This window comes from Aequitasia blattaphilus, from assembly GCF_024721305.1.
In the GTDB taxonomy this organism is placed as follows: Bacteria; Bacillota; Clostridia; order Lachnospirales; family Lachnospiraceae; genus Aequitasia; species Aequitasia blattaphila.
The window spans coordinates 175764-201805 of the sequence record NZ_JAMXOD010000003.1 but is presented as its reverse complement, the minus strand read 5'-3'; the positions used below and the strand labels follow the sequence as shown (position 1 = coordinate 201805).

19 protein-coding genes and 1 riboswitch are annotated in these 26042 nt (G+C 38.8%); of the genes, 15 read left to right on the top strand and 4 right to left on the bottom strand.

Annotated features, from left to right (window positions below):
• Window positions 1–2: 2 nt before the first annotated feature.
• From sppA to queA, 3 genes are read left to right on the top strand one after another with little or no spacing between them, the layout of a single operon-like run.
• Window positions 3–980, top strand: a complete 978-nt coding sequence (sppA, locus tag NHH15_RS03485; protein WP_262065257.1) for a signal peptide peptidase SppA — start codon at window positions 3–5, stop codon at window positions 978–980.
• Entirely contained in the window at window positions 961–1455 is a 495-nt protein-coding gene (locus NHH15_RS03480; protein WP_262065256.1) for an RDD family protein, read from the top strand. Before sppA ends, NHH15_RS03480 begins: the two co-directional genes overlap by 20 nt.
• Entirely contained in the window at window positions 1436–2458 is a 1023-nt protein-coding gene (queA, locus tag NHH15_RS03475; RefSeq protein WP_262065255.1) for a tRNA preQ1(34) S-adenosylmethionine ribosyltransferase-isomerase QueA, read from the top strand. The genes NHH15_RS03480 and queA overlap by 20 nt, the downstream gene beginning before the upstream one ends.
• Here queA and aroA read toward each other — a convergent pair.
• Both aroA and NHH15_RS03465 read right to left on the bottom strand, forming a co-directional pair.
• Window positions 2451–3737 carry a 3-phosphoshikimate 1-carboxyvinyltransferase gene (aroA, locus tag NHH15_RS03470; protein ID WP_262065254.1) on the bottom strand — a complete coding sequence of 429 codons (1287 nt, stop codon included), beginning with the start codon at window positions 3735–3737 and terminating at the stop codon, window positions 2451–2453. The two genes, queA and aroA, sit on opposite strands and share 8 nt — an antisense overlap.
• Window positions 3727–4824: a prephenate dehydrogenase gene (locus NHH15_RS03465; protein ID WP_262065253.1), complete on the bottom strand. Its 1098-nt coding sequence runs from the start codon at window positions 4822–4824 to the stop codon at window positions 3727–3729. The genes aroA and NHH15_RS03465 overlap by 11 nt, the downstream gene beginning before the upstream one ends.
• Before the next feature lie 145 nt (window positions 4825–4969).
• Here NHH15_RS03465 and NHH15_RS03460 point away from each other — a divergent pair, with 145 nt between their 5' ends.
• The 4 genes from NHH15_RS03460 (at window position 4970) to NHH15_RS03445 (ending at window position 11565) form a co-directional block, all read left to right on the top strand.
• Window positions 4970–7045: an elongation factor G gene (locus NHH15_RS03460; protein WP_262065252.1), complete on the top strand. Its 2076-nt coding sequence runs from the start codon at window positions 4970–4972 to the stop codon at window positions 7043–7045.
• 88 nt (window positions 7046–7133) lie between these two features.
• Window positions 7134–8492 (top strand): Trk system potassium transporter TrkA, encoded by a 1359-nt coding sequence (trkA, locus tag NHH15_RS03455; protein ID WP_262065251.1) that lies wholly within the window; start codon window positions 7134–7136, stop codon window positions 8490–8492.
• A gap of 18 nt (window positions 8493–8510) precedes the next feature.
• Complete coding sequence (locus tag NHH15_RS03450) at window positions 8511–9950, top strand: TrkH family potassium uptake protein (RefSeq protein WP_262065250.1); 1440 nt, start codon at window positions 8511–8513, stop codon at window positions 9948–9950.
• 10 nt (window positions 9951–9960) lie between these two features.
• On the top strand, window positions 9961–11565 hold the full coding sequence (locus tag NHH15_RS03445; RefSeq protein ID WP_262065249.1) for a CvpA family protein: 1605 nt from the start codon (window positions 9961–9963) through the stop codon (window positions 11563–11565).
• 60 nt (window positions 11566–11625) lie between these two features.
• Here the strand turns inward: NHH15_RS03445 and NHH15_RS03440 are convergent, their stop codons facing one another.
• Complete coding sequence (locus NHH15_RS03440) at window positions 11626–12051, bottom strand: hypothetical protein (protein ID WP_262065248.1); 426 nt, start codon at window positions 12049–12051, stop codon at window positions 11626–11628.
• Between the two features lie 172 nt (window positions 12052–12223).
• Between NHH15_RS03440 and leuS the strand changes: the two genes are divergently transcribed.
• Window positions 12224–14653: a leucine--tRNA ligase gene (gene leuS, locus NHH15_RS03435; protein WP_262065247.1), complete on the top strand. Its 2430-nt coding sequence runs from the start codon at window positions 12224–12226 to the stop codon at window positions 14651–14653.
• A gap of 46 nt (window positions 14654–14699) precedes the next feature.
• Here the strand turns inward: leuS and NHH15_RS03430 are convergent, their stop codons facing one another.
• Entirely contained in the window at window positions 14700–15380 is a 681-nt protein-coding gene (locus NHH15_RS03430; RefSeq protein ID WP_262065246.1) for an ECF transporter S component, read from the bottom strand.
• 107 nt (window positions 15381–15487) lie between these two features.
• A riboswitch (FMN riboswitch) is annotated at window positions 15488–15603 on the bottom strand.
• A 115-nt stretch (window positions 15604–15718) separates the two neighbouring features.
• Here NHH15_RS03430 and NHH15_RS03425 point away from each other — a divergent pair.
• From NHH15_RS03425 to ftsH, 7 genes are all read left to right on the top strand, one after another.
• A complete protein-coding gene (locus tag NHH15_RS03425) occupies window positions 15719–16210 on the top strand; it encodes a deoxycytidylate deaminase (RefSeq protein ID WP_262065245.1) in 492 nt (163 codons plus the stop codon).
• Window positions 16210–16971, top strand: coding sequence for a tyrosine-protein phosphatase (locus NHH15_RS03420; RefSeq protein ID WP_262065244.1), 762 nt, complete (start codon window positions 16210–16212; stop codon window positions 16969–16971). The genes NHH15_RS03425 and NHH15_RS03420 overlap by 1 nt, the downstream gene beginning before the upstream one ends.
• A gap of 10 nt (window positions 16972–16981) precedes the next feature.
• Window positions 16982–18136 (top strand): exonuclease SbcCD subunit D, encoded by a 1155-nt coding sequence (locus NHH15_RS03415; RefSeq protein ID WP_262065243.1) that lies wholly within the window; start codon window positions 16982–16984, stop codon window positions 18134–18136.
• Window positions 18136–21174: an AAA family ATPase gene (locus NHH15_RS03410; protein WP_262065242.1), complete on the top strand. Its 3039-nt coding sequence runs from the start codon at window positions 18136–18138 to the stop codon at window positions 21172–21174. Before NHH15_RS03415 ends, NHH15_RS03410 begins: the two co-directional genes overlap by 1 nt.
• Window positions 21171–22283, top strand: a complete 1113-nt coding sequence (gene glf / locus NHH15_RS03405; RefSeq protein ID WP_262065241.1) for a UDP-galactopyranose mutase — start codon at window positions 21171–21173, stop codon at window positions 22281–22283. Before NHH15_RS03410 ends, glf begins: the two co-directional genes overlap by 4 nt.
• A gap of 18 nt (window positions 22284–22301) precedes the next feature.
• Window positions 22302–23906, top strand: a complete 1605-nt coding sequence (locus NHH15_RS03400) for a CTP synthase (protein ID WP_262065240.1) — start codon at window positions 22302–22304, stop codon at window positions 23904–23906.
• A gap of 168 nt (window positions 23907–24074) precedes the next feature.
• Complete coding sequence (gene ftsH / locus NHH15_RS03395) at window positions 24075–26042, top strand: ATP-dependent zinc metalloprotease FtsH (RefSeq protein WP_262065239.1); 1968 nt, start codon at window positions 24075–24077, stop codon at window positions 26040–26042.

Below are 26042 nucleotides of genomic sequence, written 5' to 3'. Positions count from 1 at the left end.
TTATGAAGACAAAACAAATCGTTAGCATGATTATTGCAGCACTTTTGTTCGTATTAATTGGAATATCCAGTGTATTAACAAATAAAGTGTCAGAAAATATTTTTTCTGAGAGTGCAAAACAGATTTTATATGGAGATGCAAGTTTTAACCCACCCAATTATGAGTATATTGCAGTCGTTCGAATTGAAGGAACGATTCAAGAGCAAGTGAAAAAAAGTGTTTTTTCATCGGGACAGAGCTATCTTCATACAACCACTATGGAGTATATTGACCAATTAATAAAGGATCCTCATAATAAAGGCATGCTTCTTTATGTGGACTCTCCCGGTGGTGCGGTTTATGAATCAGAAGAGATATACAATAAGCTGATGGAGTACAAAGAGAAAACGGAAAGACCAATTTGGGATTATATGGCACATTATGCTGCTTCCGGAGGCTATATGGCCTCTGTGGCTGCAGATGTAATCTATGCAAATCCAAATACTACAACAGGTTCTATCGGTGTAATCATGTCTGGATATGATATGACAGGGCTTTATGAAAAGCTGGGAATACGTTATATCAGCATTACCAGTGGTGAAAATAAGGATAGCACCAAAATGACCCAGGAACAAATTGATATCTACCAGTCTCAAATCAATGAAATATACGAGAGCTTTGTAGACAAAGTTGCGACAGGAAGAAATATGTCTGTAGAGGACGTAAAAGAATTGGCAGATGGACGAACGTATACGACAAAACAGGCAATAGAAAATGGATTAGTAGATGAGAGTTCCTCTTATGAAGATATGAAAAAACAGATGGAAAAAGAGTTGGGAGTCGCCTCTTTTTATGAGATGCAGGTGCAAACCAGCAGCTTAGAAGGCATTTTGACAGAAATGAAAAGCTTGGTTCCGAAGTCAGAGGCACAGGTTTTGATTGAGGAAGCCGGCAAGATGGAAAGCGGGGTGCCGATGTATTATGCAGAACAACTTCAATAATTTCAGAGGTGAGCCTGCCGGTTTTTTTGTAAGGTTGGGAGCGTATTTAATTGATTTGATTATCGTAAATGCAAGCCTTTTAATCATTCGATTGATGCTTTTGGTTTTTATGAGTCTATTAAGTGATACGCCTCTAAGTGGAAACATTTTGTTCCATTTTAGTTTATTGGATATAATTCTCTATCTTTGTAAAGTGTTGTATTTTATTTTGTTAACATATTTCACCGGAACAACATTGGGTAAGCGTGCAATGAATCTTAGGGTAATCCATAAGAATTCTTATCAGAAAATAAGCTTGATGGAAGTGGTTTTTCGTGAAACCATTGGAAGGTTTTTGAGTTCTATAATTCTGTATGCTGGATATTTAATGATTGGTATAGACAAAGAAAAAGAAGCTCTTCATGATAAGCTAAGTGATACAAAGGTGGTTTACAATTTAGTGAAGGAAGTTAATTATGAAACGTCAGGATTTTAATTATGAATTGCCAGAAGAATTAATAGCCCAAGATCCTCTAATGGATCGTGCAAGCTCCAGGCTTCTTGTATTAAACAAGGAAACTGGAGCTGTTTCTCATAAAATTTTTTCGGATATTATGGGGTATATAAAGCCGGGAGATTGTCTTGTTCTAAATGATACGAAGGTGATACCGGCAAGACTAATCGGAAGTAAAATTGGAACGGATGCTAAGGTTGAGGTTCTGCTTTTGAAAAGAAAAGAAAAAAATGTGTGGGAAACTTTGGTAAAGCCGGGAAAAAAGCTAAAACCAGGGGCAAGAGTCAGTTTTGGAGATGGAAAGCTGATTGGAGAGGTGCTGGAGGTATTAGAAGAAGGGAACCGTCTGGTTCGATTTGATTTTGATGGAATATTTGAAGAAATATTAGACGAACTGGGCCAGATGCCTTTGCCACCCTATATTACCCATCAATTGGAGGATAAAAACCGTTACCAAACAGTTTATGCAAAGCACAGTGGATCGGCAGCAGCTCCTACAGCCGGTCTTCATTTTACACCAGAGCTTCTGCGTGAGATTCAAGAGATGGGAGTGGAAATTGCAAAAGTCACTCTTCATGTAGGACTTGGAACCTTCCGTCCAGTAAAGGTTGAAGATATTCTAAGTCATCATATGCACAGTGAGTTTTATCAGGTGGAAAAAAGTGAGGCGGATAAAATCAACCAGACAAAAAAGAAGGGTGGCCGGATTATTTGTGTAGGAACGACAAGCTGTCGTACCATCGAATCGGCTGCAAAAGATGGAAAAGTAGAGGCGGGAAGTGGATGGACAGATATATTTATCTATCCGGGGTACACATTTCAGATTTTGGATGGTCTTCTTACAAATTTCCATTTGCCGGAATCCACTCTTATTATGTTAGTATCTGCTTTGGCAGGACGGGAAAATGTCCTGAAAGCCTATGAAGAAGCAGTACAAAAACGATACCGCTTCTTCTCATTTGGAGATGCAATGCTGCTTATATAACATTCCAAAAATCAGGATAAGAGACATCGATACACTTGCTGTCAAGAATTGTGGTATTTCCTCTTGCAGCAAGGCCAGCAATGGCAAAGGCCATGGCGATTCGATGATCAAAATGAGAATTAATGGAAGCTCCTTCCAATTGTTCCACACCCTCTATAATCATTCCATCTTCTGTGGGAATGACATTTCCTTTCATCTTAGATAAGTTCTTTGAAACCGTATCAATTCGATTGGTTTCTTTTATCTTTAATTCCCTTGCATCTTTAATCACAGTGGTTCCTTTTGCAGTTGCAGCAAGAACTGCAATCATTGGAATCTCGTCAATGAGCCGGGGGATTACATCACCGCCAATTTCAATTCCTTCCAATTCACTGGAAGAAACCAGGATGTCTCCTCTTTTTTCACCGCCAGAGATGGATTCATTTAGGACTTGGATATTTCCCTTCATTTTTTGAATCACATCAATGAAACCAGAGCGGGTTTCATTCAGACCTACATTTTGAATGAGCAATTCACTGTTCTTTGTAAGAAGAGCCGCTCCGATTAAATATGCAGCGGAAGAGATATCCCCAGGAATGTCTATTTTCTGTGGTTGTAACTCTTTGGCTCCAGTCAGAGAGATGCTGTAGCTTCCATCTGAATTTTTTTGAGTTTGCACATCATGGCCATAACCTTGCAGCATAAGCTCTGTGTGGTTTCGGGATAAGGTTGGCTCGGTTACAGTTGTTTCTTCGTGGGTATAAAGCCCAGCAAGTAATAGGGCGGATTTAACTTGAGCGGAAGCAACCTTGGAAACGTAGTCAATTCCATGAAGTGTTCCAGGCTCTATTTTTAAAGGAGCGCATCCGTTATTTTTAATACTGTAAATGGTCCCTCCCATTTCTTTGAGTGGGGTCATAATCCTTTCCATAGGCCGGCGATTTAAAGAGGAATCGCCGGATAAAATAGAAGGAAATTTTTGTGCAGCCAAAATGCCAGAGAGGAGTCGGGTAGTTGTCCCGCTGTTTTCTACCTCTAAAATGGAGGCAGGTGCCTTTAAACCTCGGAGCCCTTTTCCGGTTACAAAAATATGTCCCTGGGACTCTTTAATTTCAATTCCCATTTGACGAAAACAATTCATGGTTGCAATACAATCACTTCCCTTTAAGAAGTTTGTAATTTCAGAAGTACCACAGGCAAGGGAACCAAGCATAATACTGCGGTGGGAAATTGATTTGTCCCCAGGTACGGTAACCTCTCCTTTTAGATTTGATTTTGGAATGATTGTTTTAGCGTTCATAAACGATGTATTTCTCCCTTCTTAAGATGCCTTTTGCCCTTTGCAAATCCTCAGATTTGTAAAACTCAATTTTCAAAACACCGTCTTCAAATTCACGGTTATGGATGATGCCGATATTACGGATGCTGATGTTTTCCTTCGCTAGTGCAGATGCAATTGTTGCAATTCCACCGGTTTCGTCTTTCAGGTCACAATAGAGCCCATAAACTTTCTTAAGAGCACCGCTTCCAAAGTCTGATATGGAATTACGGAAATTACGTGAGGAGTCAAAAAGAGCATGTATTTTTTCACCCTCGCCACGCTTTATTTCCTGTTTAAAGTCTTTTAGTATGCTCATATAATCATCTAAGATTTGAATAATGTTGTCTTTGTTTTCCAGACAAATATGCTCCCACATGATTGGAGAGGAAGAAGCAATTCTTGTAATATCCTTAAAGCCACCAGCAGCAAGCTGTTTCATAAGATGGTTGTCGGTATCATGTTCTTTCATATAGAGAACAAGTGATGCGGCGACGACATGAGGCAGGTGACTCATTCCACCCGTTACAAAATCATGGGTTTGATAATCCATGACGAAAGGAAGAGCTTTTATACTCTCGATTAATTCCTTGTATCTATCAATCATCACCTTTGATATATTTTGTGTCGGAGTGAGAATATAGTAAGAATTCTCTAAAAGCAGAGCTTTACTATTTTTATAACCACTTTTCTCTGAACCTGTCATGGGGTGTCCACCGATGAAATTTGAAGACAGGCCAACTTCTTCTATTTCTTTGTGAATTCCATTTTTGACACTCCCAGCATCTGTTAGAATACAATCCTTATTTATATAGGATTTGAGTTGTGTCAGATAGGCACTGTTAAAAGAAACAGGGGCGCATAAAAAAATAAAATCACAGTCCATAAAATTATGGTCAATTTGATTTGTAGAGGCATTAAGAACTTTCTCTTTCACAGCGAGAGAAAGGCTTTCTTCGTTTTTGTCAAATCCAACGAGTTCGTAGTCTGGGTGATGTAGTCTGACTGCCTTCGCAATGGAGCCGCCAATTAGGCCAAGACCTACAAAACCGATTTTTGTTTTTTTCATAGGTATAGTGTATTCCTTTCAAAGTCTGAATCATATATATTATAACAGAATTATTTGATGGACGACATCTCTTTTTCCTTGTAAAATGTCTGAATATTTAGTAAAATAGATACATAATATCTAACGAAACAAGGAGGTAGACAACATGAAAGTGTACAGAACGGACGAAATCAGAAATGTGGTGTTGCTGGGACATGGGGGCAGTGGAAAAACCAGTCTTTTGGAGGCAATGTCATATGTATCCGGAGCAACTTCCAGAATGGGGAAAGTGACGGACGGAAATACGATTAGTGATTTTGACAAAGAAGAACAAAAGCGAGGTTTTTCCATTAGTACAAGTTTAGTTCCAATTGAATGGGAAAAAGCAAAAATCAATGTTTTAGATACTCCTGGTTATTTTGATTTTGTAGGGGAGGTAGAAGAAGCAGTTAGTGCGGCAGATGCAGCGGTAATCGTGGTATCGGGGAAGGCCGGTGTGGAAGTGGGAACGGAAAAGGCTTGGGAACTGTGTGACAAGTATAATCTGCCAAGAATGGTATATGTTACAGAGATGGATGTGGACGATGCAAGTTTTAGAGATGTGGTAGAGAAACTGACGGAAAAATACGGAAAAGTAATTGCTCCACATTTTCAGCCAATCAGAGAAAATGAGAAGCTGATTGGATATGTAAATATCATCAAGAACGCAGCCAGAAGATATACGGACATAGGACAAAGGGAAGAAATGGAAATCCCCGAATATAGTAAAGCATATTTAGAGCAGTATAGAGAAAAATTGTTAGAAGCAGTAGCAGAAACATCAGACGAATTTATGGAGCGGTATTTTGCAGGTGAAGAGTTCTCTGTGGAAGAAATAAGATCTGCTATGAGATCGGAAGTTATGGATGGAAGCATTGTTCCCATTGGAATGGGATCAAATGTACAGGCACAAGGTGTGGCAAATCTTTTGTCGGATATTGTTCGATTTTTCCCGAGTCCTGAATACAGACAGTGTGTGGGAATTAATCGGAAGACAAATGAAATTTACGAAGCAAATTATGATTTTGCAAGAGCAAAGAGTGCATATATATTCAAGACAATGGTAGATCCATTTATTGGTAAATACTCTTTCTTCAAAGTTTGTTCTGGAGTACTAAAGTCTGATGACGTACTCTATAATCCGGAAACAGATGCAGAAGAGAAATTAAGTAAAATATATACGATGATAGGTGGTAAGCCAGTCGAAGTGGAAGAAATGTTTGCAGGGGATATAGGAGCTGTTGCAAAACTTACAAATACAAATACGGGAGATACTCTTTCCACAAAGGCAACTCCTGTCACCTACGGAAAAACAGAATATTCAAAGCCTTATACTTATATGAAATATACAGTTACCAAAAAAGGGGATGAAGACAAGGTGTCTCAGGCACTTCAGAAAATGATGGCAGAAGATGTTACTCTGAAGACGGTAAATGATAGTGAGAACAGACAAACTCTTTTATATGGAATTGGGGATCAGCATTTGGAAATTTCTGCAAGTAAGCTTTTGAATCGTTACAAGTGTGAGATTACATTAGAAGTTCCTAAAGTAGCTTTTCGTGAGACCATTAACAAGACTTCAGATGTGGATACGAAGTATAAGAAGCAATCAGGAGGACACGGTCAGTACGGGCATGTAAAGATGAAATTTGGTCCTTCAGGAGATTTGGATACGCCTGTGGTATTTGAGGAAACCGTTGTAGGTGGAGCGGTTCCGAAGAATTATTTCCCGGCAGTGGAAAAAGGGTTACAGGACTCTGTTGTAAAAGGTCCCTTAGCAGGGTACCCAGTGGTAGGAGTGAAGGCGACTTTATATGATGGCTCTTATCACCCAGTAGATTCTTCGGAAATGGCGTTTAAAACAGCAACCGTACAAGCCTTTAAAAAAGGTTTTTTAGAGGCAGGTCCAGTGCTGTTAGAACCAATTGCTTTTGTGAAAGTCAAGGTTCCAGATGATTATACAGGGGATATAATGGGAGATTTGAACAAGAGACGAGGAAGAGTTCTTGGAATGACACCTACCCCGGATGGATACCAAATCATAGAGGCAGATGTTCCGATGACAGGTCTGTTTGGATACTGTACCGTACTTCGTTCCATGACTGGTGGAAGAGGAAATTATGAATATGAGTTTGCACGTTACGAACAAGCTCCTCATGAAGTTCAGGAAGAAGAAATAAAAAAGCGTGAAGCAGAGGAATAGATAAGGATATGAAAAGAAAGCCCTTTGGGCTTTTTTTTCATATATATTAGTGCTATAATCTTCTGTGAATGTGAAAGCGAGGAGAAAAATGAGGATTGTAATTATTGGAGACGGTAAAGTGGGTCATAAGCTTGCAGTTGAGCTTTCAGAAGAAGAATATGACGTCACATTAATCGATCAAAATGAAGGTAAACTAAGAAATACGATTGACAAATTAGATATATTTACGATAACTGGAAATGGGGCAGATGCAGAAGTGCAAAAGGATGCAGACGTACCAGAAGCAGATTTGGTAATTGCTTGTGCTTCTACAGATGAGCTGAACATGTTAAGCTGTCTTTTGGCAAAACGTTTGGGGGCAAAAAACACGATTGCCAGAGTTAGAAGTCCTATTTATTACAGACAATTAGATCTCTTAAAAGAAGATTTACAACTTAGTATGGCAGTAAATCCAGAGAGAGCGGCGGCAGATGAAATTGCGAGAGTGCTGATTTTTCCAGATGCATCTAAGGTGGAAACCTTTGTAAAGGGAAGAGTAGAGCTAGTAGAGCATGCGGTGAAGGAGGGGAGTAAGATGATTGGCCTTTCCTTGGCAGAGCTCTACAAACGTTATCAGATAAAAGTGTTGGTTTGTGCAGTAAAAAGAAAGAATAAAGTATACATTCCAAGTGGAGAGTTTGTAATTGAAATGGGAGATATTCTTCATATTGCATCATCTCACCAAGGTTTGGAGAAGCTGTTTTCGGCAATAGGAAGAAGAGCACGAAAAATTAAAAATGTTTTAATATGTGGAGGAAGCCATGTCTCCTATTACCTTGCAAAACGTTTACTTGAAATCGGAATGCGTGTAAAAATCATTGAAAAGAAACGAGAAAGAGCAGAAGAGCTTTGTTGTGCACTGCATCAGGCAACCATCATCAATGGAGATGGTGCAAATCCTGAACTTCTTCAGGAGGAAGGGATTGATGATGTTGATGCAATCGTATGTTTAACAGGTATGGATGAAGAAAACATCATTATGGCACTGTATGCTCAGACGGTAGGTGTAGAGAAAATAATCGCAAAAGTCAATGATGATTCCAGAGCACGTATGATTGAAGGCCATGGGATACTGAGTACGGTGTCAGCCAAAAGTGTCACAGCAAATGAAATTGTCAGCTACGTAAGAGCGATGAAAAATTCTGAAAGAAGCTCGAATATAGAGACGATATATCAACTTGTGAATGGTCAGATTGAAGCAATGGAGTTTATTATTAAAAAGGAAACAAGCTATACAGGGATTCCGTTAAAGGATTTATCAACAACAAAGAATAGCTTGATAGCGTGTATTGTTCGCAGGAATAATGTGATTATTCCAAGTGGAAATGATATTTTAAAAGTTGGAGACAGTGTAGTCGTTATTACAAACGAGACCGGTATGGAAGACTTGAGTGAAATTCTGGATTAGTTGGGGGAAAAGAAGGAAATGAATATAAAAATGATTGCTTTCATTTTATCGAGGATGTTAAGTGTAGAATCCTTACTCCTGTTATTGCCAGCAGTGGTGGCTCTAATCTATGGGGAAGAGACTGGATATTGGTTTTTGATAGTTGCAGCAGCGCTATTTGTAATCTCTATTATTTTTGGAAGGAAGAAGCCAACACATACAAAGATATACACCAAGGAAGGAATGATCATTGTAAGTGCAGCATGGGTTTTATGGTCTGCAATCGGTGCATTACCAATGTGCTTGTCGGGGGATATACCGAACTATATTGATGCTTTTTTCGAAACGGTATCTGGTTTTACCACGACAGGGTCTACCATTTTGACGAATATTGAAAGTATGCCAAAGTGTATTTTGTTTTGGAGAGGATTTACCCATTGGGTAGGAGGTATGGGGGTGCTTGTCTTTGTTCTGATGCTCAATACCTTGGATCGAAATAACTCTATGCATTTGATGCGTGCAGAGATGCCTGGTCCGGAAAAGGATAAGTTGGTGCCTACAGCGAAACAGACTGCAAGAATTCTGTATGGAATATATCTCGTATTAACTTTGATTCTAATCGTGCTCTTACTGTTTGGAGGTATGAATTTATTTGACAGTATCATTCATGCTTTTAGCACAGCAGGTACGGGAGGATATTCCAATTATAATGCCAGTGTTGGATACTTTAATAGTGCCTATATTGAATGGGTGCTGACAATCTTTATGGCATTATTTGGGGTAAACTTCAATCTGTATTTTCTGATTTTGATACGTGAGTACCGTCCAATCATTAAAAATGAAGAGTTGAAAATGTATATAGGCATCATACTTGGAGCAAGCATTATGATAGCGGTTAATATTAAAGAGATATATGGAAGTGTATCGTTTCGGGAGGCCATCTTCCAGGTAGTTTCGATGATCACAACGACTGGTTTTGTCAGTACGGATTATAATGTATGGCCGATGTTCTCAAAGACAATTCTTTTAGCGTTGATTTTTACTGGGGCTTGTGCGTCTTCAACAGGAGGAGGCGTGAAAGTATCAAGACTTATATTGATGATTAAGAGTATTCGAAAGCGAATTAAACAATTAATTCATCCACATTCTGTAAACGTAATACGGATGAACGGAAAGAAAGTCAGCATCGAAACGATAAGTATGGTAAAAACTTATTTTCTGGCGTATATTCTAATATTTCTGCTTTCAATTTTGGTGGTTTCTTTAGATAATTTTGAATTCGGAACGATTTTTAGTGCGGTGCTAACGGCATTAGGAAATACTGGTCCGATTATAGATCCTATAGATGCTACTGGAAGCTTTGCAGGATTTTCACCCTTATCCAAAATTGTTTTAAGTTTAGATATGCTGGCAGGGCGTTTGGAGATATTTCCATTCTTGATGCTTTTTACGTTACCGGCATGGCATAGAAAATTTTAAGGAGAAACAGATGAAAAAAAAGATTAAAGCAATAGCAGTAATAGGTGTCTTAATTGTTGCAGCGGTGTACTATTATATAGCATTGCCAGCATTTAACCTCCATTCCCAAGACATGTGGATGTTTATTCTAGTCCTTCTTTTGTTAGTAGCAGCCTTGTATGTAACGCGAAACAGATTAGGAAAAGATGAAATCCGAAAAAGCAAGGTGTTAAAAGCGTTGACGGTAGTGTTCGGTGGAATTGTTATCGTATTCTTTGTAGGATATCTATTGTCCTCTCCAATTGTAAATGCGAAAAAGTACCAAAAGCTTCTTCCGGTTCAAGAGGATGTGGAATTTACAGAAGAAATTGAAGAAATTTCTTTTGATAAAATCCCTTTATTAGATAAGGATACAGCCCAGATTTTAGGGGATCGGAAAATGGGCAGCATGGTAGACATGGTTTCACAATTTGAAGCAGATACGATCTATAGTCAGATTAACTACAAAGGGAACCCTGTACGTGTATCTCCATTAAAATATGCAAGTTCAATTAAGTGGCTGACCAATCAAAAGGAAGGCATTCCGGCATACATCACGATAAATATGGCGACGCAGGAAACGGAGCTTGTAAAGCTGAAAGAGGGGATTAAGTATAGTGAAAGTGAATACTTAAACCGTAATATCTACCGCCATCTGCGATTCAAATATCCCACATACATTTTCAGTGAGTTGAGTTTTGAAATTGATGATGAGGGAGTACCCTACTGGATTGCTCCAGTCAAGAAGTTTAATATTGGGCTTTTTGGTGGCGAGACTGTTGGAAGAGTTGTTCTGTGTAATGCAATTACAGGTGAATGTACGAGCATGAAAGTGGATGAAGTGCCAAAATGGATCGACCGGGTTTACTCAGCAGATTTGTTGGTAAAGCTTTTTGATTACTACGGAACATTAAAAAGAGGCTTCTTCAACAGTGTTTTAAGTCAAAAGGATTGTTTGGAGACCACAGATGGATACAATTATCTTGCATTAGATGATGATGTGTGGATGTATACAGGAGTGACCAGTGTAAATGGAGACCAATCAAATGTAGGATTTGCCCTGTGCAACCAAAGAACTATGGAAACAAAATATTATGAGGTAGAGGGTGCAACGGAAAAGGCTGCCATGGGTTCAGCGGAAGGCCAGGTTCAGAACTTGAAGTATCAGGCTACATTTCCTCTGCTGCTCAATATAGCAGATGAGCCCACCTATTTTATTGCCCTTAAAGATGATGCTGGTTTGGTAAAGAAGTATGCAATGGTGAATGTACAGAAATATCAGGTTGTAGCAATTGGGGACAGCGTAGTCCAATGTGAAGAGGATTATTTAGATCTCCTATTAAAGAATGGCATCAAAGAAGTGGAAAAAGATGTGCGGGAAGTTATGAGTATCACTGGGAAAGTAGAAACAATTGCTCAGGGAGTTGTGGACGGGAATTCTCATTTCTATCTTATTTTAGAAGAATCCGACGCAATCTTTGATATATCCGTGGTAGATTTTATTGATGTAATTCGGGTAAAAGAGGGACAGGAAATTACGATTGAATATAAAGAAGGTCCGGATACCAATATAGTGATGTCATTGACAGTTAAATAGACTGGAAAAAAGATAACCTAGAGTGAAAATCAAAAAATGATTTCATCTAGGTTATCTTTCTTAATAGTGTATCACATTGCACTCTGAAATATCCATGGTTGCTGTTTCTTCCTGTGTTGCGCTGATGCTCACATGAAAGTCAACGGAATGGTCTTTCGAGATTGTTTTCAAAAACTCAATTAAACTTGGAAGAGATTCCAATTCAATACTTTTAATCTTTAGTAATTCATCAATATAGATGTGATGAATATCTGCATTAGAACTAATAATTCCATATAAAAATCCTACATACATTTCGACTGTAGATATGTCGGGGAAATCCTCCATACAAATAGTGCGTATATTAAAGCTGATTTCCTTCGTGTTTCGATGGGTCTTTTTGATAAATACAACACTACCGTTTTCTACCTTTTCCTGCTCATTTGCTTGAGCAATGATGTCTGGTGTTTTGCCACTTCCTTTAGGTCCGATAAATAAATTCACCATGGGAATCACTCCTTTTCTATTTAGTTTTGAGAACGATTTTTTATACTATTCATTATACCTTAAAACAGTTGCATATACAACAACAAAACATGAAAGAAATTGTCAGTAAAAACTTGACAGTATCGAGGCATGTGATACAATGAGAAATAGCGTTTAGACAGGAGGAATTAATATGTCAGTACCATATAATCATAAAGCCATTGAGCAAAAATGGCGTAAGCGCTGGGAAGAAAATCCAGTGAATACAAAAGTTGACAAGAATAATAAAAAGAAAGAGAAATATTACTGCTTGGATATGTTCCCATATCCCTCAGCCAATGGACTTCACGTTGGTCATTGGAGAGGATATGTTATTTCAGATGTTTGGAGCAGATATAAACTATTGAAAGGTCATTATATTGTCCATCCAATGGGATGGGATGCCTTTGGATTGCCCGCGGAAAATTATGCCATAAAGATTGGTGTACATCCAGCAAAATCAACTGCAGAAAATGTTGAGAATATAAAAAAGCAAATCAATGAAATCTCAGCTCTTTATGACTGGGATATGGAAGTGAATACAACAGATCCAAAGTTCTATAAATGGACACAATGGATTTTCGTAAAAATGTTTAAAGAAGGATTGGCTTATGAAAAGGAATTTCCAATTAACTGGTGTCCTTCTTGTAAGACTGGACTTGCAAATGAAGAAGTGGTAAATGGCGCATGCGAGCGTTGCGGCACTACGGTAACGAAGAAAAATCTTCGCCAATGGATGCTGAAAATCACTGCCTATGCAGATCGTCTTCTGGATGATTTGGATCAGCTGGATTGGCCTGAAAAGGTTAAGAAAATGCAGTCGGATTGGATTGGCAAATCTTATGGAGCAGAAGTAGATTTTCCAATTGATGGAAGGGATGAGAAAATCCGTGTTTATACAACGAGACCGGACACGCTATACGGTGCTACCTTTATGGTATTGGCTCCAGAACACGAATTGGCGCAAGCCCTTGCAACGGAACAACAAAAAGCTGAGGTAGAAAAATACATCAATGAAGCATCGATGAAGTCCAATGTAGATCGACTTCAGGACAAAGAGAAGACAGGTGTATTTACAGGAAGCTATGCGATCAACCCTCTCAGTGAAGAAAAAGTTCCCATTTGGATTTCAGACTATGTATTGGCAGATTACGGTACGGGAGCAATTATGTGTGTGCCGGCTCATGATGATCGGGATTTTGAATTTGCTAAAAAATTTGGAATAACAATTCGTCAGGTTATTGCAAAAGATGGAATTGAAATAGAGGATATGCAGGAAGCGTATACAGAAGCAAATGGAACCATGATTAACTCCGGAAGCTGGAACGGAGAAGAATCTGCTAAGCTTAAGATAGAGGCACCAAAGGAAATCGAAGAGAGAGGACTTGGACAGGCAACGGTAAACTTTAAGCTTCGTGACTGGGTATTCTCCCGCCAAAGATATTGGGGAGAGCCGATTCCAATTATCCATTGTCCAAAGTGTGGAAATGTACCGGTTCCAGAAGAGGAGCTTCCTCTTGAATTACCGAAGGTTGAGTCTTATGAACCTACGGGAACAGGAGAATCGCCTTTAGCAGGAATCGATGAGTGGGTTAACACAACTTGTCCGGTATGTGGAGCAGCAGCAAAGAGAGAGACCAATACAATGCCTCAATGGGCAGGATCCTCTTGGTATTTCTTAAGATATATTGACAATCAAAATGACAAAGAACTGGTTTCGAAGGAAAAGGCAAAAGAATTTCTTCCTGTGGATATGTACATTGGAGGGGTCGAACATGCCGTCCTTCATCTTTTGTACTCCAGATTCTATACGAAATTCCTTTATGACATGGGAGTAATTGACTTTGTTGAGCCTTTTGAAAAACTGTTTAACCAAGGAATGATTACAGGGAAAAATGGTGTGAAGATGAGTAAGTCCAAGGGAAATGTAGTTTCTCCAGACGATCTTGTCAATGATTATGGCTGTGATTCCCTTCGTATGTACGAGCTTTTTGTTGGACCACCGGAATTGGATGCAGAGTGGGATGACAGAGGAATTGATGGTGTTAACCGTTATCTCAAGCGTGTGTGGAACCTGGTACAGGAAAATAAGGACAAAGAGGTTACGCCTTCTAAAGAGATGATACGTGAAAGAAATAAACTAATCTACGATATTACGACTCGCTTGGATAGCTTTAGTTTAAATACGGTTATTTCTGGATTTATGGAACACAACAATAATCTAATTGCAATTGGTAAGAAAGAAGGGGGAGTGGATAAAGAGACCCTTTCTACAATGGCAGTTTTACTATCACCTTTTGCACCTCATATTGCAGAGGAAATATGGGAAGAACTTGGAAACGAAGGAAGTGTTTTTGAAAATGAATGGCCGGAGTATAATCAGGAGGCTATGAAAGAAGATACAATCGAAGTTCCGGTTCAGATTAATGGAAAAACCAAAGCGGTTATCCAGATTGATGCAAACATCAGTAAAGAGGATGCAATTGCAGCAGGAAAAGAAGCGGTTAAAGACAAGATTACAGGTACCGTTGTAAAAGAAATTTACGTACCGAAGAAAATCATTAACATTGTTCAGAAGAACTAATACAAATCCCCTATTGGCTTGAAATTGCCGATAGGGGATTTGTTTTTTAAATCATCTTATTGAGCACGAGTATGATTAAAACACAAGTAACAAGAAGTAACAGTGCGACGAAGAAAACACTTAGCTTTTGTGTTTTTGTTCCTTCCTGTGTTTCGCTTTTAGGAAGAAGCCCTGATTTTCGAAGGCCTGTTACAATTGGTTTGTAAAGGAGCAAGGTGATGGCTCCATTGATGCCTGCTTTGAGTAAGTTAAAAGGTAAAAACACAGGAAGAAGCATAGCAGCAACAGCATCTCTAGGGTATCCCAGATAGAGAGGTGTAATCAGATAATTCCATAGAAGCATCAGGATAGTCATGCAGATGCTTCCGGCCACTAAGCCTATTACGGCACCGGAAATGGTTCTCTTTTTCTTGTAGATTGCGGCGGCAACGCAAGAGAATCCACAGGTGGCTATCACATTCATAATAAATCCAATAAAGCCAGTCTCACTTACGGTAAACATTTCAACCAATGACACAATAAAAGAAATTAGAAATGATACGAAGGGTCCGAAGATAAAGCCACCAATGGTAATAATTACATCTTTGGGGTCGTATTTCAAGAATGAAACCACGGGAATTCTGCCGACTACCATTACCACGTAAGCAATAGCGGCCAGCATTCCAATTAGTACAATCTTTTTGGTGTTATAAGTTGCAGTTGTTTTGGGTTTTGTTTGTGTTTTCATAATAATCCTCCATCTCTTGATAAATAGTAAAATAAATAGCACCTGAAAAATGTCTTTCAGGTGCTATGAAATGAAAGATACCATCTTGTGGTAACTTAATATTTATAACACATCTTCTTTCATCCAGACTTTACTGTCGGTTTTGGAATTACACCAAATCAGCACTTTCGCGCTCGCGGACTCTACCGCCGGTCGGGAATTGCACCCTGCCCTGAAGACACAAGTATTCAAATGTCAAGGTTATTATACAACTGAGCTGTGGGAAAGTCAAATCATTATTTTACTATTTGAAAATAGAATGATATACTAAGAAATAGAGTGAAAATGGTGGTGATTTTATGATTAAACCTGAGAAAAATAAAAGAATTTCAAAAGAAAATATGTATTTGAACTGTGCAGAAAGCTTTGCGTATAGAAGCACATGTCTCAAAAGAAAATATGGAGCAGTTATTGTAAAGGATGACGTTGTGATCTCTACTGGTTATAACGGTTCTCCCAGGGGATTTGAAAACTGCTGTGATACAGGGAGCTGTGTCAGGATGGAGAAAAACATGCATCAAGGAGAGGGGTATGGAATGTGTAAAGCAATTCATGCAGAGGCGAATGCCCTTTTAAACTGTTCCAGAAGCCAGACCTTAGGTGCTACATTATACTTAGCGGGTATTGATCCGGAGAATGGAAAAGTTCACAAAGCAAAGCCTTGTCCAATCTGTGCCAGAAGTATTATTCAGGCCGGAATTCAAGAGGTGGTATTAAGAACAGGTGAAGAACCAGAAGATTATGAGATAAAGCCGGCAAAAGAGCTTGTTTGGTATTTGGAGGAAGAGTAGTGAAAAAAATTGAATTGGAAGGCGCAAAAAATATAAGAGATTTCGGCGGTACAATGATTGGAAACCGCTATCGAATTAAAGAGGATCAGTTTATACGAAGTAATTCCCTGGCGGGAATAACGGAAGAGGATGCAAGAAAATTAGAGGATCATTACCGTCTCCGAAAAATTATTGATCTTCGAACAACTCAGGAAGTAAGAGAAAAACCAGACCGAAAAATCCTGGGGGCAAAATGGATGCATTTACCACTATTTGATGCAAGCCAAGGGGGAATCACCCATGAGAAGGAAACCGATGAAAATCTTCCGCCTTTGGATGATTTTATCGGGTTTTATACGCATATGGTCACGAATCCATTCTCGGTATCGAAGCTAAGAGAAGTTTTTGGAGAAATAACGAAACAAGAAAATGGAAGTGTTTTATGGCACTGCACAGAAGGGAAAGACCGTTGCGGAATAGTTTCAGCCTTGTTTTTATTTCTGTTAGGAGGGGATGAAAATACCGTCATGGAAGACTATTTAATGACGAATCAAACGGCAAAAAAGCGAGCGGAAGATTTTTATGAAAAAGTATTAAGAGAAACCGGAAATGAGAAGAGAGCGGAGTTTATACGAAAAGTATACGTGGCAGATTCCTCCTATCTGGAAGGAGCTATTGATAGTATGAAAAAGAATTATGGTAGTGTGGACGGCTTTTTAAGAGAAGGGTTGAACATTGAGGAAAGCAGTCGAATAAGTCTCCAAAAGAGAATTTTGGAATAAGGAGTGGAATATGCGTTTTTTTCATTTGTCTGATTTACATATCGGGAAAGTATTGCATCATTATAGTTTAAAAGAAGATCAGGTTCATGTTTTAAATCAGGTGATTGAGTATGCAAAAGAGTTAAAACCAGATGGGATTGTTATCGCAGGGGATATCTATGACAAAAGTGTACCTTCTGCAGAAGCAGTCTCTGTTTTTGATGAGTTTATAACGGGACTTGCTCAGATTACCCCCGCCATTCCACTGTTGATTATCGGGGGGAATCATGATAGCGGAGAACGATTGGATTATGGCGCTCAGATCATGAGACACCAAAATATATTTATAATGGGAACGGCAACAGATACGGAAGGAATGAGAAAAGTGACCTTGTCCGATGAAGAGGGAGAAGTGGATTTCTATATGCTGCCATTTTTTAAACCTTCTTATGTGAGAAACCTTTTAGGAGAAGAGAAAAGTCTGTCCTATTCAGATACATTACAGGAGTTAATAGGGAGAGAAAACATTGACTTTTTAAACAGAAGAAACGTACTGATTGCCCACCAATTTTTTGTGAGGGGAGAGTTTGTGCCAGAAAGAAGCGAATCAGAGGTGTTTTCGGTAGGCGGGTTGGATCGAATAGAGTCCTCTTTAGTTGAAAACTTTGATTACGTTGCATTAGGGCATATCCACAAGGAACAGGAAATCGGTGAGGAAAAAATCCGATATTGCGGAACTTTGTTGAAATATAGTTTAAGTGAGTATAAAGATAAGAAAGAAATGCTGGTTGTAGAAATTCATCAAAAAAGTGCAGGAGTTTTACTGCAGCATTTACCCATTTATCCATTAAGAGAAGTAAGACGAAAGAAGGGTAATTTAGAAGAAATATTAGCAGAGGCCCTGCCAGAGGAAAAAAAGGATTTTGTAGGGATTACGTTAACGGATGAAGGGGAATTATATCAAGCAAAGGAGCGCCTGTTTTCAGTATATGAAAATATATTAGAAATTAAAATTGATAATCAGAGAACTAGAAAAAAAATAGAATCTTTTGAAGAGGAGTCTCAAAGTCAGAATCCTTTCGAGAGTTTTGAGGAATTTTTCGAGGAAATACATGGCAGAGGGCTTTTGCCAGAAGAGATGGAGAAAATGAAATATATTTTTGAAGCAGTGGAAGAGGGTAAATAATGAGACCAATTAAATTAGTAATGTCTGCTTTTGGATCATATGGAGCAGAGGTGGTAATCGATTTCTCGGGAATTTCCAATGGACTTTTTTTGATAAGCGGCGATACAGGTGCAGGTAAAACAACGGTATTTGATGCAATTACATATGCATTATACGGAGATACCAGTGGCGGACAGCGAGAAGGAACTATGATGAGAAGCCAGTTTGCTTCTCCCGAGGAAAAAACTTTTGTGAATCTGGAATTTGAGTACAAGGGGAAAGTATATCAAGTCAGGAGAAATCCCGAATATGAAAGACCTTCTATGCGAAAAGATAAGGATGGAAAGCGGGGATTGACCAAAGAAGGTGCAAAAGTAGAATTGATTCTGCCAGACACGGGAATTTTTAAAGGAAGTATAAAGGATACAAATAAAAAAATCGAGGAAATACTAGGATTGGACGTGCACCAATTTACCCAAATCGTAATGATTGCACAAGGTGATTTTTTGAAATTACTTTATGCCAAATCTAAGGAACGGAAAGAAATATTTGCGAAAATATTTGATACGGGTTTTTATAAGGGAGTGCAGGAATATTTAAAGGGTGAAGTTGGAGTGCTGGAGAGAGCGCTTTCTTCCGTTGTGGATAAGAGAAGGGGAGAAGAAGACCGTCTTATCTACGAAATGGCAGAAGAAGTTGTCATAGATGAAAAATTCTTAGAGGGTCTTTTACGGCAAGGAAGAGAAAAGGTTCGAGAGAATCAAAAGACTCTTGAGGGAGCAGAACAAAAGAGTCAAAAGATGAAAGAGACCTTGATTTCTCAGCGGGAAGTCAATTTGCGAATAAATGAATATGAAAAAATCAAAGATGAAATGAAAGGATTAAAAGAGGGAGAACAAGAATATCAAAAAGAGAAACGCTGTATCAAAGCAATTGAAAAAGCACAAAGAATTTATGATTATGAAAAAGAAAAGCTCCAAGTAGAGGAGAAACAAAAAAGAGAGGAAGAAAGCAGGAGAAGCACCCTTTTTCAGTTGGAGCAGACGAAAGATGAACTCAAGGAAGCCAATCAAAAGGTTGAAGAAATCAAACAGAAACAGGATAAGGAAATGCCGGCTCTCTTGAATCAGATACATGATATCGAAAGCTCATTGGGAGCATATAAAAAGCTAGAGAAATTTTATAAAGAGGCGAAGGAGATTGATGGCCAGGAAAAGCAGCTAAAGGAAGAGGCAGCAAACCTGGAAATTAAAATATCAGATGGAAATGAGACCATCCAGCAGTATGATAATGGAATTGAAGCTGGCAAAGATGCTGGAAACCAGGTTGTTTCTCTTAGAAAAGAGTGGGAGCTTCGTAAGAATCAACTGAGCCTAATCAAAGAAAACAGTCAGGACAAAGAAAAATTTCAAACAGAGTTTTCAAAAGCGAAGGAGGCAAATAAAGCCTATGAAGAAGGATACCATCTTTTCATCACTGCACAAGCAGGTTTTCTCGCACAGGAACTCAAAGAAGGAGAGCCTTGTCCAGTATGTGGGTCAAAGAGCCATCCAATCAAAGCAGTAGTGCAAGAGAAAACTCCAGATGAGAATATGCTAAAAGATTTAAAGGAGAAACGGAGAAAAAGTGAGGAAAAGCGGGAAGAAGCTTTCACAAAATATACAAAATCCACAAAAGAACTAGAAACACTAGAAAAAATTCTTGAAAAAGAGTATAATATTGGTTTGGAAAAAATGTCTGAATCGAAGCTTCTTGTTCATTGTGAAAAAGTAAAAAAACAGCTGATGCAAAAGGAAGAAGAAGAGTTAAAAGTACAGAAATTGACCCAAGAAAAGGAAGTCTTGCAGAAAGCAATTAAGGAACAGCAGAATAAATTGGATTCAGCCAATTCCAGGAAAAAGGAATTGGAAGTCAGGAGACATGAGGTTCAATTGCAGATTGCAGTAGAGAGAAAAGGATTAGCTTTTGAAAGGGAAGATGAGGCAAAGGCCGTATTGGGAAATCAAAAGCAAAGCTTAGAGGCCCTTAGTCTACAAGTAAAAGAGGCAAGTAAAAAAGCAGAGGAATTAGAAGGCCGATACAATTTACTTCTTGGAAATCTGGAATCAATCGAGAAGAACCTTTTCCGTTATGGAAGGGAATATGAAGGAAAGAAAAGAGGCTATGAAGAGGCCTTAATGAAGGAAGGATTTCAAGAAGAAGAGTACAAAGAGTTAACAGGTGTTCTGTCGGAGCTTGATAAAAAAAGAGAACAAGTCAATCAATATGAAGAAAAGGAAAAGCGGCTCTACACAATTGAAGAAACCTTGAGGAAACAAATTGCAGACAAAAAACAGATGGATCTTCGTGTATTAGAGGAGGAAAGTCAAAAGCTGGAACGGGAAGTGGAAGAGTGCAGGGACATTCTGGTTCGGACGAGAACGGAATTGGAGAATAATGAGAGTACAGCGGACCGATTGATTGTGCTCTACAGTGAAGAGAAAAGGTTGAGCAAGGAATATACAGTTCTATCTAATTTAAGCAAAACGGCGAATGGAACACTGAAAGGAAGTATTAAGCTGGATTTTGAAACTTATATACAGAGACGATTCTTTAAAAAAGTGATTCATGCTGCAAATAAACGGTTGATTCGAATGACGAATCAGGATTTTATTTTGGAAGATAAAGAGTTAAAGGATTTGAAGGGACAAGGCCAAACCGGTCTGGAACTGGATGTATATCATATGCTGACAGGACAAAACCGGGATGTGAAGACATTGTCTGGTGGGGAAGCGTTTCTGGCGTCCCTTTCTATGGCTCTTGGACTATCGGATATCATACAAAGTCAAGCGGGAGGAATTGCCATTGATACCATGTTTGTGGATGAAGGATTCGGCTCTTTGGATGATAAGTCAAGAGATCAGGCCATTGAAGTACTGACAGAGTTGACAGAAGGAAATTTATTAGTGGGAATAATATCCCATGTAAACGAGCTGAAGGAACAAATTGATACGAAGTTAATAATAAAAAAAGGAGAAAAGGGAAGCAGTGCAAGCTGGTTCCAAAGGGAGAGAAAATGAAAAAATACGATTATCTGGTAGTCGGAGCAGGTCTTTTTGGCGGAGTATTCGCAAGAGAAGCTACAAAAAAAGGAAAAAAAGTGTTGGTTATTGATAAAAGAGATCATATCGCTGGAAATGCTTACACAAAGGACGAAAACGGTATCCATGTCCATGTTTACGGTGCTCATATTTTCCACACCTCCAATAAAGAAGTATGGGATTATGTGAACCAATTTACAGAGTTTAATAATTATATCAATAGTCCTGTAGCAAGATACAAAGATGAGCTTTATAATCTTCCATTCAATATGAATACCTTTTATCAGATGTGGGGTACTAGAACTCCGAAAGAGGCAAAAGAGATGATTGAAAAGCAAAAGGAAAATGCGAAGGTTGATCATCCCCAGAACCTGGAGGAGCAAGCAATTTCTTTGATTGGACAAGACATCTATGAAAAATTGATTAAAGGATATACGGAGAAGCAATGGGGAAAGAAAGCAACAGAGTTACCGGCTTTTATCATCAAAAGACTTCCAGTGCGTTATACCTTTGATAATAATTATTTTAATGACCGCTATCAAGGGATACCAGTAGGCGGATATACCCAGATGATGGAAAAGATTTTAGATGGCATAGAAGTCCAATTGAATACAGATTTTTTTGAAAACCGAGAAGAGCTCAGTTCTTTAGCAGATAAAATTGTATTTACTGGCAAAATTGATGAGTATTACAATTATCAGTTAGGAGAATTGGAGTACAGAGGGCTAAAGTTTGAAACAGAGGTTTTAGCCGAAGAGAATCATCAAGGAAATGCTGTTGTAAACTATACAGAATATGAAGTGCCCTATACAAGAATTATAGAACATAAACATTTTCAGGTTGGGGAGGAAACGCCAAAGGACCGGACAATTGTAACGAAAGAATATCCCCTGAATATTTCTGAAAGCAGCGAACCTTTTTATCCAATGAACGATGAAAAGAATAATGAGTTATATAAAAAATATGAAGAGTTGTCAAAGAATGAGGAGAACGTTATTTTTGGTGGACGACTGGGAATGTATCGCTATTTTGATATGCACCATATTATTTTTGAAGCATTAGAAGCAGTAAAAAAGAATGTTATTTAGAAGGTTAAGGAGGAAAATATGTCAGTTAAGTATGTATTTGTAACAGGTGGAGTTGTATCAGGGCTAGGAAAAGGTATAACAGCTGCTTCTCTTGGGAGATTATTAAAAGCTAGAGGATATACCGTAACAATGCAAAAGTTTGATCCTTATATCAATATTGATCCGGGAACCATGAATCCCGTTCAACATGGAGAGGTGTTTGTGACGGATGATGGAGCCGAAACAGATCTGGATTTGGGTCATTATGAAAGATTTATTGATGAGAGCTTAAGCAAAAATTCCAATGTTACCACTGGTAAAATTTACTGGTCTGTTTTGCAAAAGGAGAGAAGAGGAGACTTTGGCGGAGGAACCGTACAGGTAATTCCTCATATCACCAATGAGATTAAAGACCGCTTCTATAGGAATCCAGCAGCAAAAAACACAGAAATTGCGATTATTGAAGTTGGAGGAACTGTTGGAGATATGGAGAGTCAGCCATTCTTAGAAGCAATCCGGCAGTTTCAGCATGAAAAGGGCAGAGAAAACGTGGCACTGATTCATGTTACTTTAATTCCATATTTAAGAGCTTCTCAAGAAATGAAGACAAAGCCGACCCAGGCAAGTGTAAAGGATTTACAAGAAATGGGAATCCAGCCAGATGTTATCGTGTGCCGTTCGGAATATCCATTGGATCAAGGTATAAGAGAAAAAATCTCTCTTTTTTGTAATGTGCCTGCGAAACGTGTCTTACAAAATCTCGATGTAGAGTATCTGTATGAGGCTCCTCTTGCTATGGAGGAAGAAAACCTTGCCGGAGTGGTATGTGAGTGTTTGAAGTTGGAAAATTCAGAGCCGGATTTAAAAGACTGGAAAGAGATGGTGGAGTATTTAAAGCATCCAACAGCAGAAGTGAAAATTGCATTAGTAGGCAAATACATTCAGCTCCATGATGCTTACATTAGCGTGGTAGAGGCTTTGAAGCATGGAGGGATTTTTAAAAGAGCAACGGTAAATATTAAATGGATTGACTCGGAAGAGGTAACAGAAGAAAATGCGAATGAGCTTCTTGGAGATGTAGACGGAATCCTTGTGCCAGGCGGTTTTGGAGACAGAGGTATTGATGGAAAACTTGTGGCAATTCATTATGCACGAATCAATAACGTTCCATTTCTTGGATTGTGTCTTGGACTTCAGCTTTCGATTGTTGAATTTTCGAGAAATGTTTTGGGATATCATGATGCACATAGTGCGGAGTTAAAACCTGATACAACCCATCCAGTGATTCATATTATGCCAGAGCAAATTGGAATTGAAGATATTGGCGGGACGCTAAGACTTGGCTCTTATCCTTGTGTATTGGACAAAAATTCAAAGGCTTATGGATTGTATGGTCAGGAAGAGATTGCGGAACGTCACAGACACCGTTATGAAGTGAACAATGACTATCGAGATGAGTTGGTGGCCAATGGGATGATGCTCTCAGGACTTTCTCCTGATGGAAGAATTGTAGAGATGATTGAAATACCAGAGCATAGATGGTTCTTGGCAACCCAAGCCCATCCAGAATTAAAATCTCGTCCAAATAGACCCCATCCACTGTTTCAGGGATTTGTGGAGGCAGCATTAAAAAGTAAGGAATAACCCAAAGGTCGAAGTTGTTTTTAATTGATTTTTATCATGAACGAACAGCTTCGGCCTTGATTTTTAGCTTAATATTAAGATAGTTCACGGTATTTTCATAATGTTTGTATTGATTTTGCAAGGGGTGAAACTTATAATTAATGAAGGTGACAAAACAGGAGGAAATAGATGAATAATCAAAACAACAATAAAGGCCCTGGGAATAATAGGAATGGCAACCAAAATCCAAATCGTAATAATCTTACTTTTGTGATTATGGTTATGTTAATCACCTCATTAATCTTGGTAGCAATGTACGCATTAAGAGGGAATATGACCTCGGCAGAAATTAGTTATGATAAATTTTTAAAAATGGTTGATGAGGGAAAGGTAGAAAAAGTCCAAATCGAAAATGATAAACTCATTATTTTGGAGAAGAAAAAGGAAGGCAGTGATATTCAAAAGGAATATTACACTGGCCGTGTTAATGATGATACTCTACCGAACCGTCTATACAAAGCAAACGTAGAATATAATCAAGAAATACCGGATACAACATCAGCGGCTATCTTTCAGGTGATTATGACCTTCGTGCCATTAGCATTGATTGTGGGTATGATTGTCTGGATGACCAGAAAAATGTCAAAAGGCGGCGGAGTGATGGGCGTTGGAAAAAGCAACGCGAAGATGTATGTTCAAAAAGAAACCGGAGTAACCTTCTTAGATGTGGCTGGTCAGGACGAGGCAAAAGAGTCACTTCAGGAAGTAGTAGATTTTCTCCATAATCCAAGTAAATATACCAGTGTTGGTGCAAAGCTGCCGAAAGGTGCTCTTTTAGTCGGACCGCCAGGAACTGGAAAGACTCTGCTTGCAAAAGCAGTTGCTGGAGAAGCAAAGGTTCCGTTTTTCTCACTTACAGGTTCTGCTTTCGTGGAGATGTATGTAGGTGTTGGTGCATCCCGGGTGAGAGATCTGTTTAAGCAAGCACAGGATATGGCACCATGTATTATTTTTATTGATGAGATTGATGCAATTGGAAAAAGCCGTGATAATCAAATGGGAAGCAATGATGAGCGGGAGCAAACGTTAAATCAGCTTTTATCTGAGATGGATGGATTTGATTCAAACAGAGGCTTGGTTCTTCTTGCAGCAACGAACCGACCTGAAATTTTAGATCCTGCACTTCTTCGTCCGGGTCGATTTGATCGACGAATTATTGTGGAGAAACCAGACTTAAAGGGACGTGTCGATATATTAAAGGTTCATTCTAAAGGCGTTAAAATGGATGAAACCGTTGATTTAGATGCAATTGCTCTTGCAACATCAGGTGGAGTAGGATCAGACCTTGCCAATATGATTAACGAAGCTGCTATCAATGCGGTTAAACACGGCAGACAGGCAGTATCACAAGATGATTTGTTTGAAGCAGTGGAAGTAGTATTGGTTGGAAAAGAGAAGAAGGATCGCATCATGAGTCAGGAGGAGAGAAAGATTGTCTCCTATCATGAGGTAGGTCATGCTTTGGTAACGGCTTTGCAAAAAGATGCTGAGCCCGTTCAAAAGATTACCATTGTGCCAAGAACTATGGGAGCCTTGGGATATGTTATGCAAACACCGGAAGAGGAGAAGTTCTTAAATACAAAGAAAGAACTTCAAGCAATGTTAGTCACCATGCTTGCTGGACGAGCAGCAGAAGAAATCGTGTTTGATACAATTACAACAGGAGCTTCTAATGATATTGAAAGAGCAACCTCATTGGCAAGATCTATGATTACCCAGTATGGTATGAGTGAGAAATTTGGTTTGATTGGTTTGGAATCTATTCAAAATAGATATTTGGACGGAAGAGCTGTACAAAATTGTGCGGAAGAAACAGCAGCGGAAATTGATAAAGAAGTAATGAAGATGCTAAAAGAATCCTATGAAGAAGGAAAAGAAATGCTGATTGCCCATAGAGAGGCACTGGATAAGATTGCTGCTCACTTGATTGAGAAGGAAACGATAACAGGAAAAGAGTTTATGAGCATCTTCTATGAAGTAGAAGGAATTGATCCGGAAGAGAAAAAGGAAACAAAGAGATTAGAAGAAAATAAAGTAGAAGAAGTAACAGAAGAAGTAACAGAAGAAGTTAAGGAAACAGAAGTGGAAGCGGAATAA

What these genes read in the sequence shown, in the direction of transcription:
- NHH15_RS03445 (WP_262065249.1), top strand. Translation starts at nt 9,961, where the DNA reads ATGAAAAAAAAGATTAAAGCAATAGCAGTAATAGGTGTCTTAATTGTT.
- NHH15_RS03415 (WP_262065243.1), top strand. Translation starts at nt 16,982, where the DNA reads ATGCGTTTTTTTCATTTGTCTGATTTACATATCGGGAAAGTATTGCAT.
- NHH15_RS03450 (WP_262065250.1), top strand. Translation starts at nt 8,511, where the DNA reads ATGAATATAAAAATGATTGCTTTCATTTTATCGAGGATGTTAAGTGTA.
- NHH15_RS03440 (WP_262065248.1), bottom strand. Translation starts at nt 12,051, where the DNA reads ATGGTGAATTTATTTATCGGACCTAAAGGAAGTGGCAAAACACCAGAC.
- NHH15_RS03430 (WP_262065246.1), bottom strand. Translation starts at nt 15,380, where the DNA reads ATGAAAACACAAACAAAACCCAAAACAACTGCAACTTATAACACCAAA.
- queA (WP_262065255.1), top strand. Translation starts at nt 1,436, where the DNA reads ATGAAACGTCAGGATTTTAATTATGAATTGCCAGAAGAATTAATAGCC.
- sppA (WP_262065257.1), top strand. Translation starts at nt 3, where the DNA reads ATGAAGACAAAACAAATCGTTAGCATGATTATTGCAGCACTTTTGTTC.
- NHH15_RS03480 (WP_262065256.1), top strand. Translation starts at nt 961, where the DNA reads ATGCAGAACAACTTCAATAATTTCAGAGGTGAGCCTGCCGGTTTTTTT.
- NHH15_RS03425 (WP_262065245.1), top strand. Translation starts at nt 15,719, where the DNA reads ATGATTAAACCTGAGAAAAATAAAAGAATTTCAAAAGAAAATATGTAT.
- glf (WP_262065241.1), top strand. Translation starts at nt 21,171, where the DNA reads ATGAAAAAATACGATTATCTGGTAGTCGGAGCAGGTCTTTTTGGCGGA.
- trkA (WP_262065251.1), top strand. Translation starts at nt 7,134, where the DNA reads ATGAGGATTGTAATTATTGGAGACGGTAAAGTGGGTCATAAGCTTGCA.
- leuS (WP_262065247.1), top strand. Translation starts at nt 12,224, where the DNA reads ATGTCAGTACCATATAATCATAAAGCCATTGAGCAAAAATGGCGTAAG.
- ftsH (WP_262065239.1), top strand. Translation starts at nt 24,075, where the DNA reads ATGAATAATCAAAACAACAATAAAGGCCCTGGGAATAATAGGAATGGC.
- NHH15_RS03400 (WP_262065240.1), top strand. Translation starts at nt 22,302, where the DNA reads ATGTCAGTTAAGTATGTATTTGTAACAGGTGGAGTTGTATCAGGGCTA.
- NHH15_RS03465 (WP_262065253.1), bottom strand. Translation starts at nt 4,824, where the DNA reads ATGAAAAAAACAAAAATCGGTTTTGTAGGTCTTGGCCTAATTGGCGGC.
- NHH15_RS03460 (WP_262065252.1), top strand. Translation starts at nt 4,970, where the DNA reads ATGAAAGTGTACAGAACGGACGAAATCAGAAATGTGGTGTTGCTGGGA.
- NHH15_RS03410 (WP_262065242.1), top strand. Translation starts at nt 18,136, where the DNA reads ATGAGACCAATTAAATTAGTAATGTCTGCTTTTGGATCATATGGAGCA.
- aroA (WP_262065254.1), bottom strand. Translation starts at nt 3,737, where the DNA reads ATGAACGCTAAAACAATCATTCCAAAATCAAATCTAAAAGGAGAGGTT.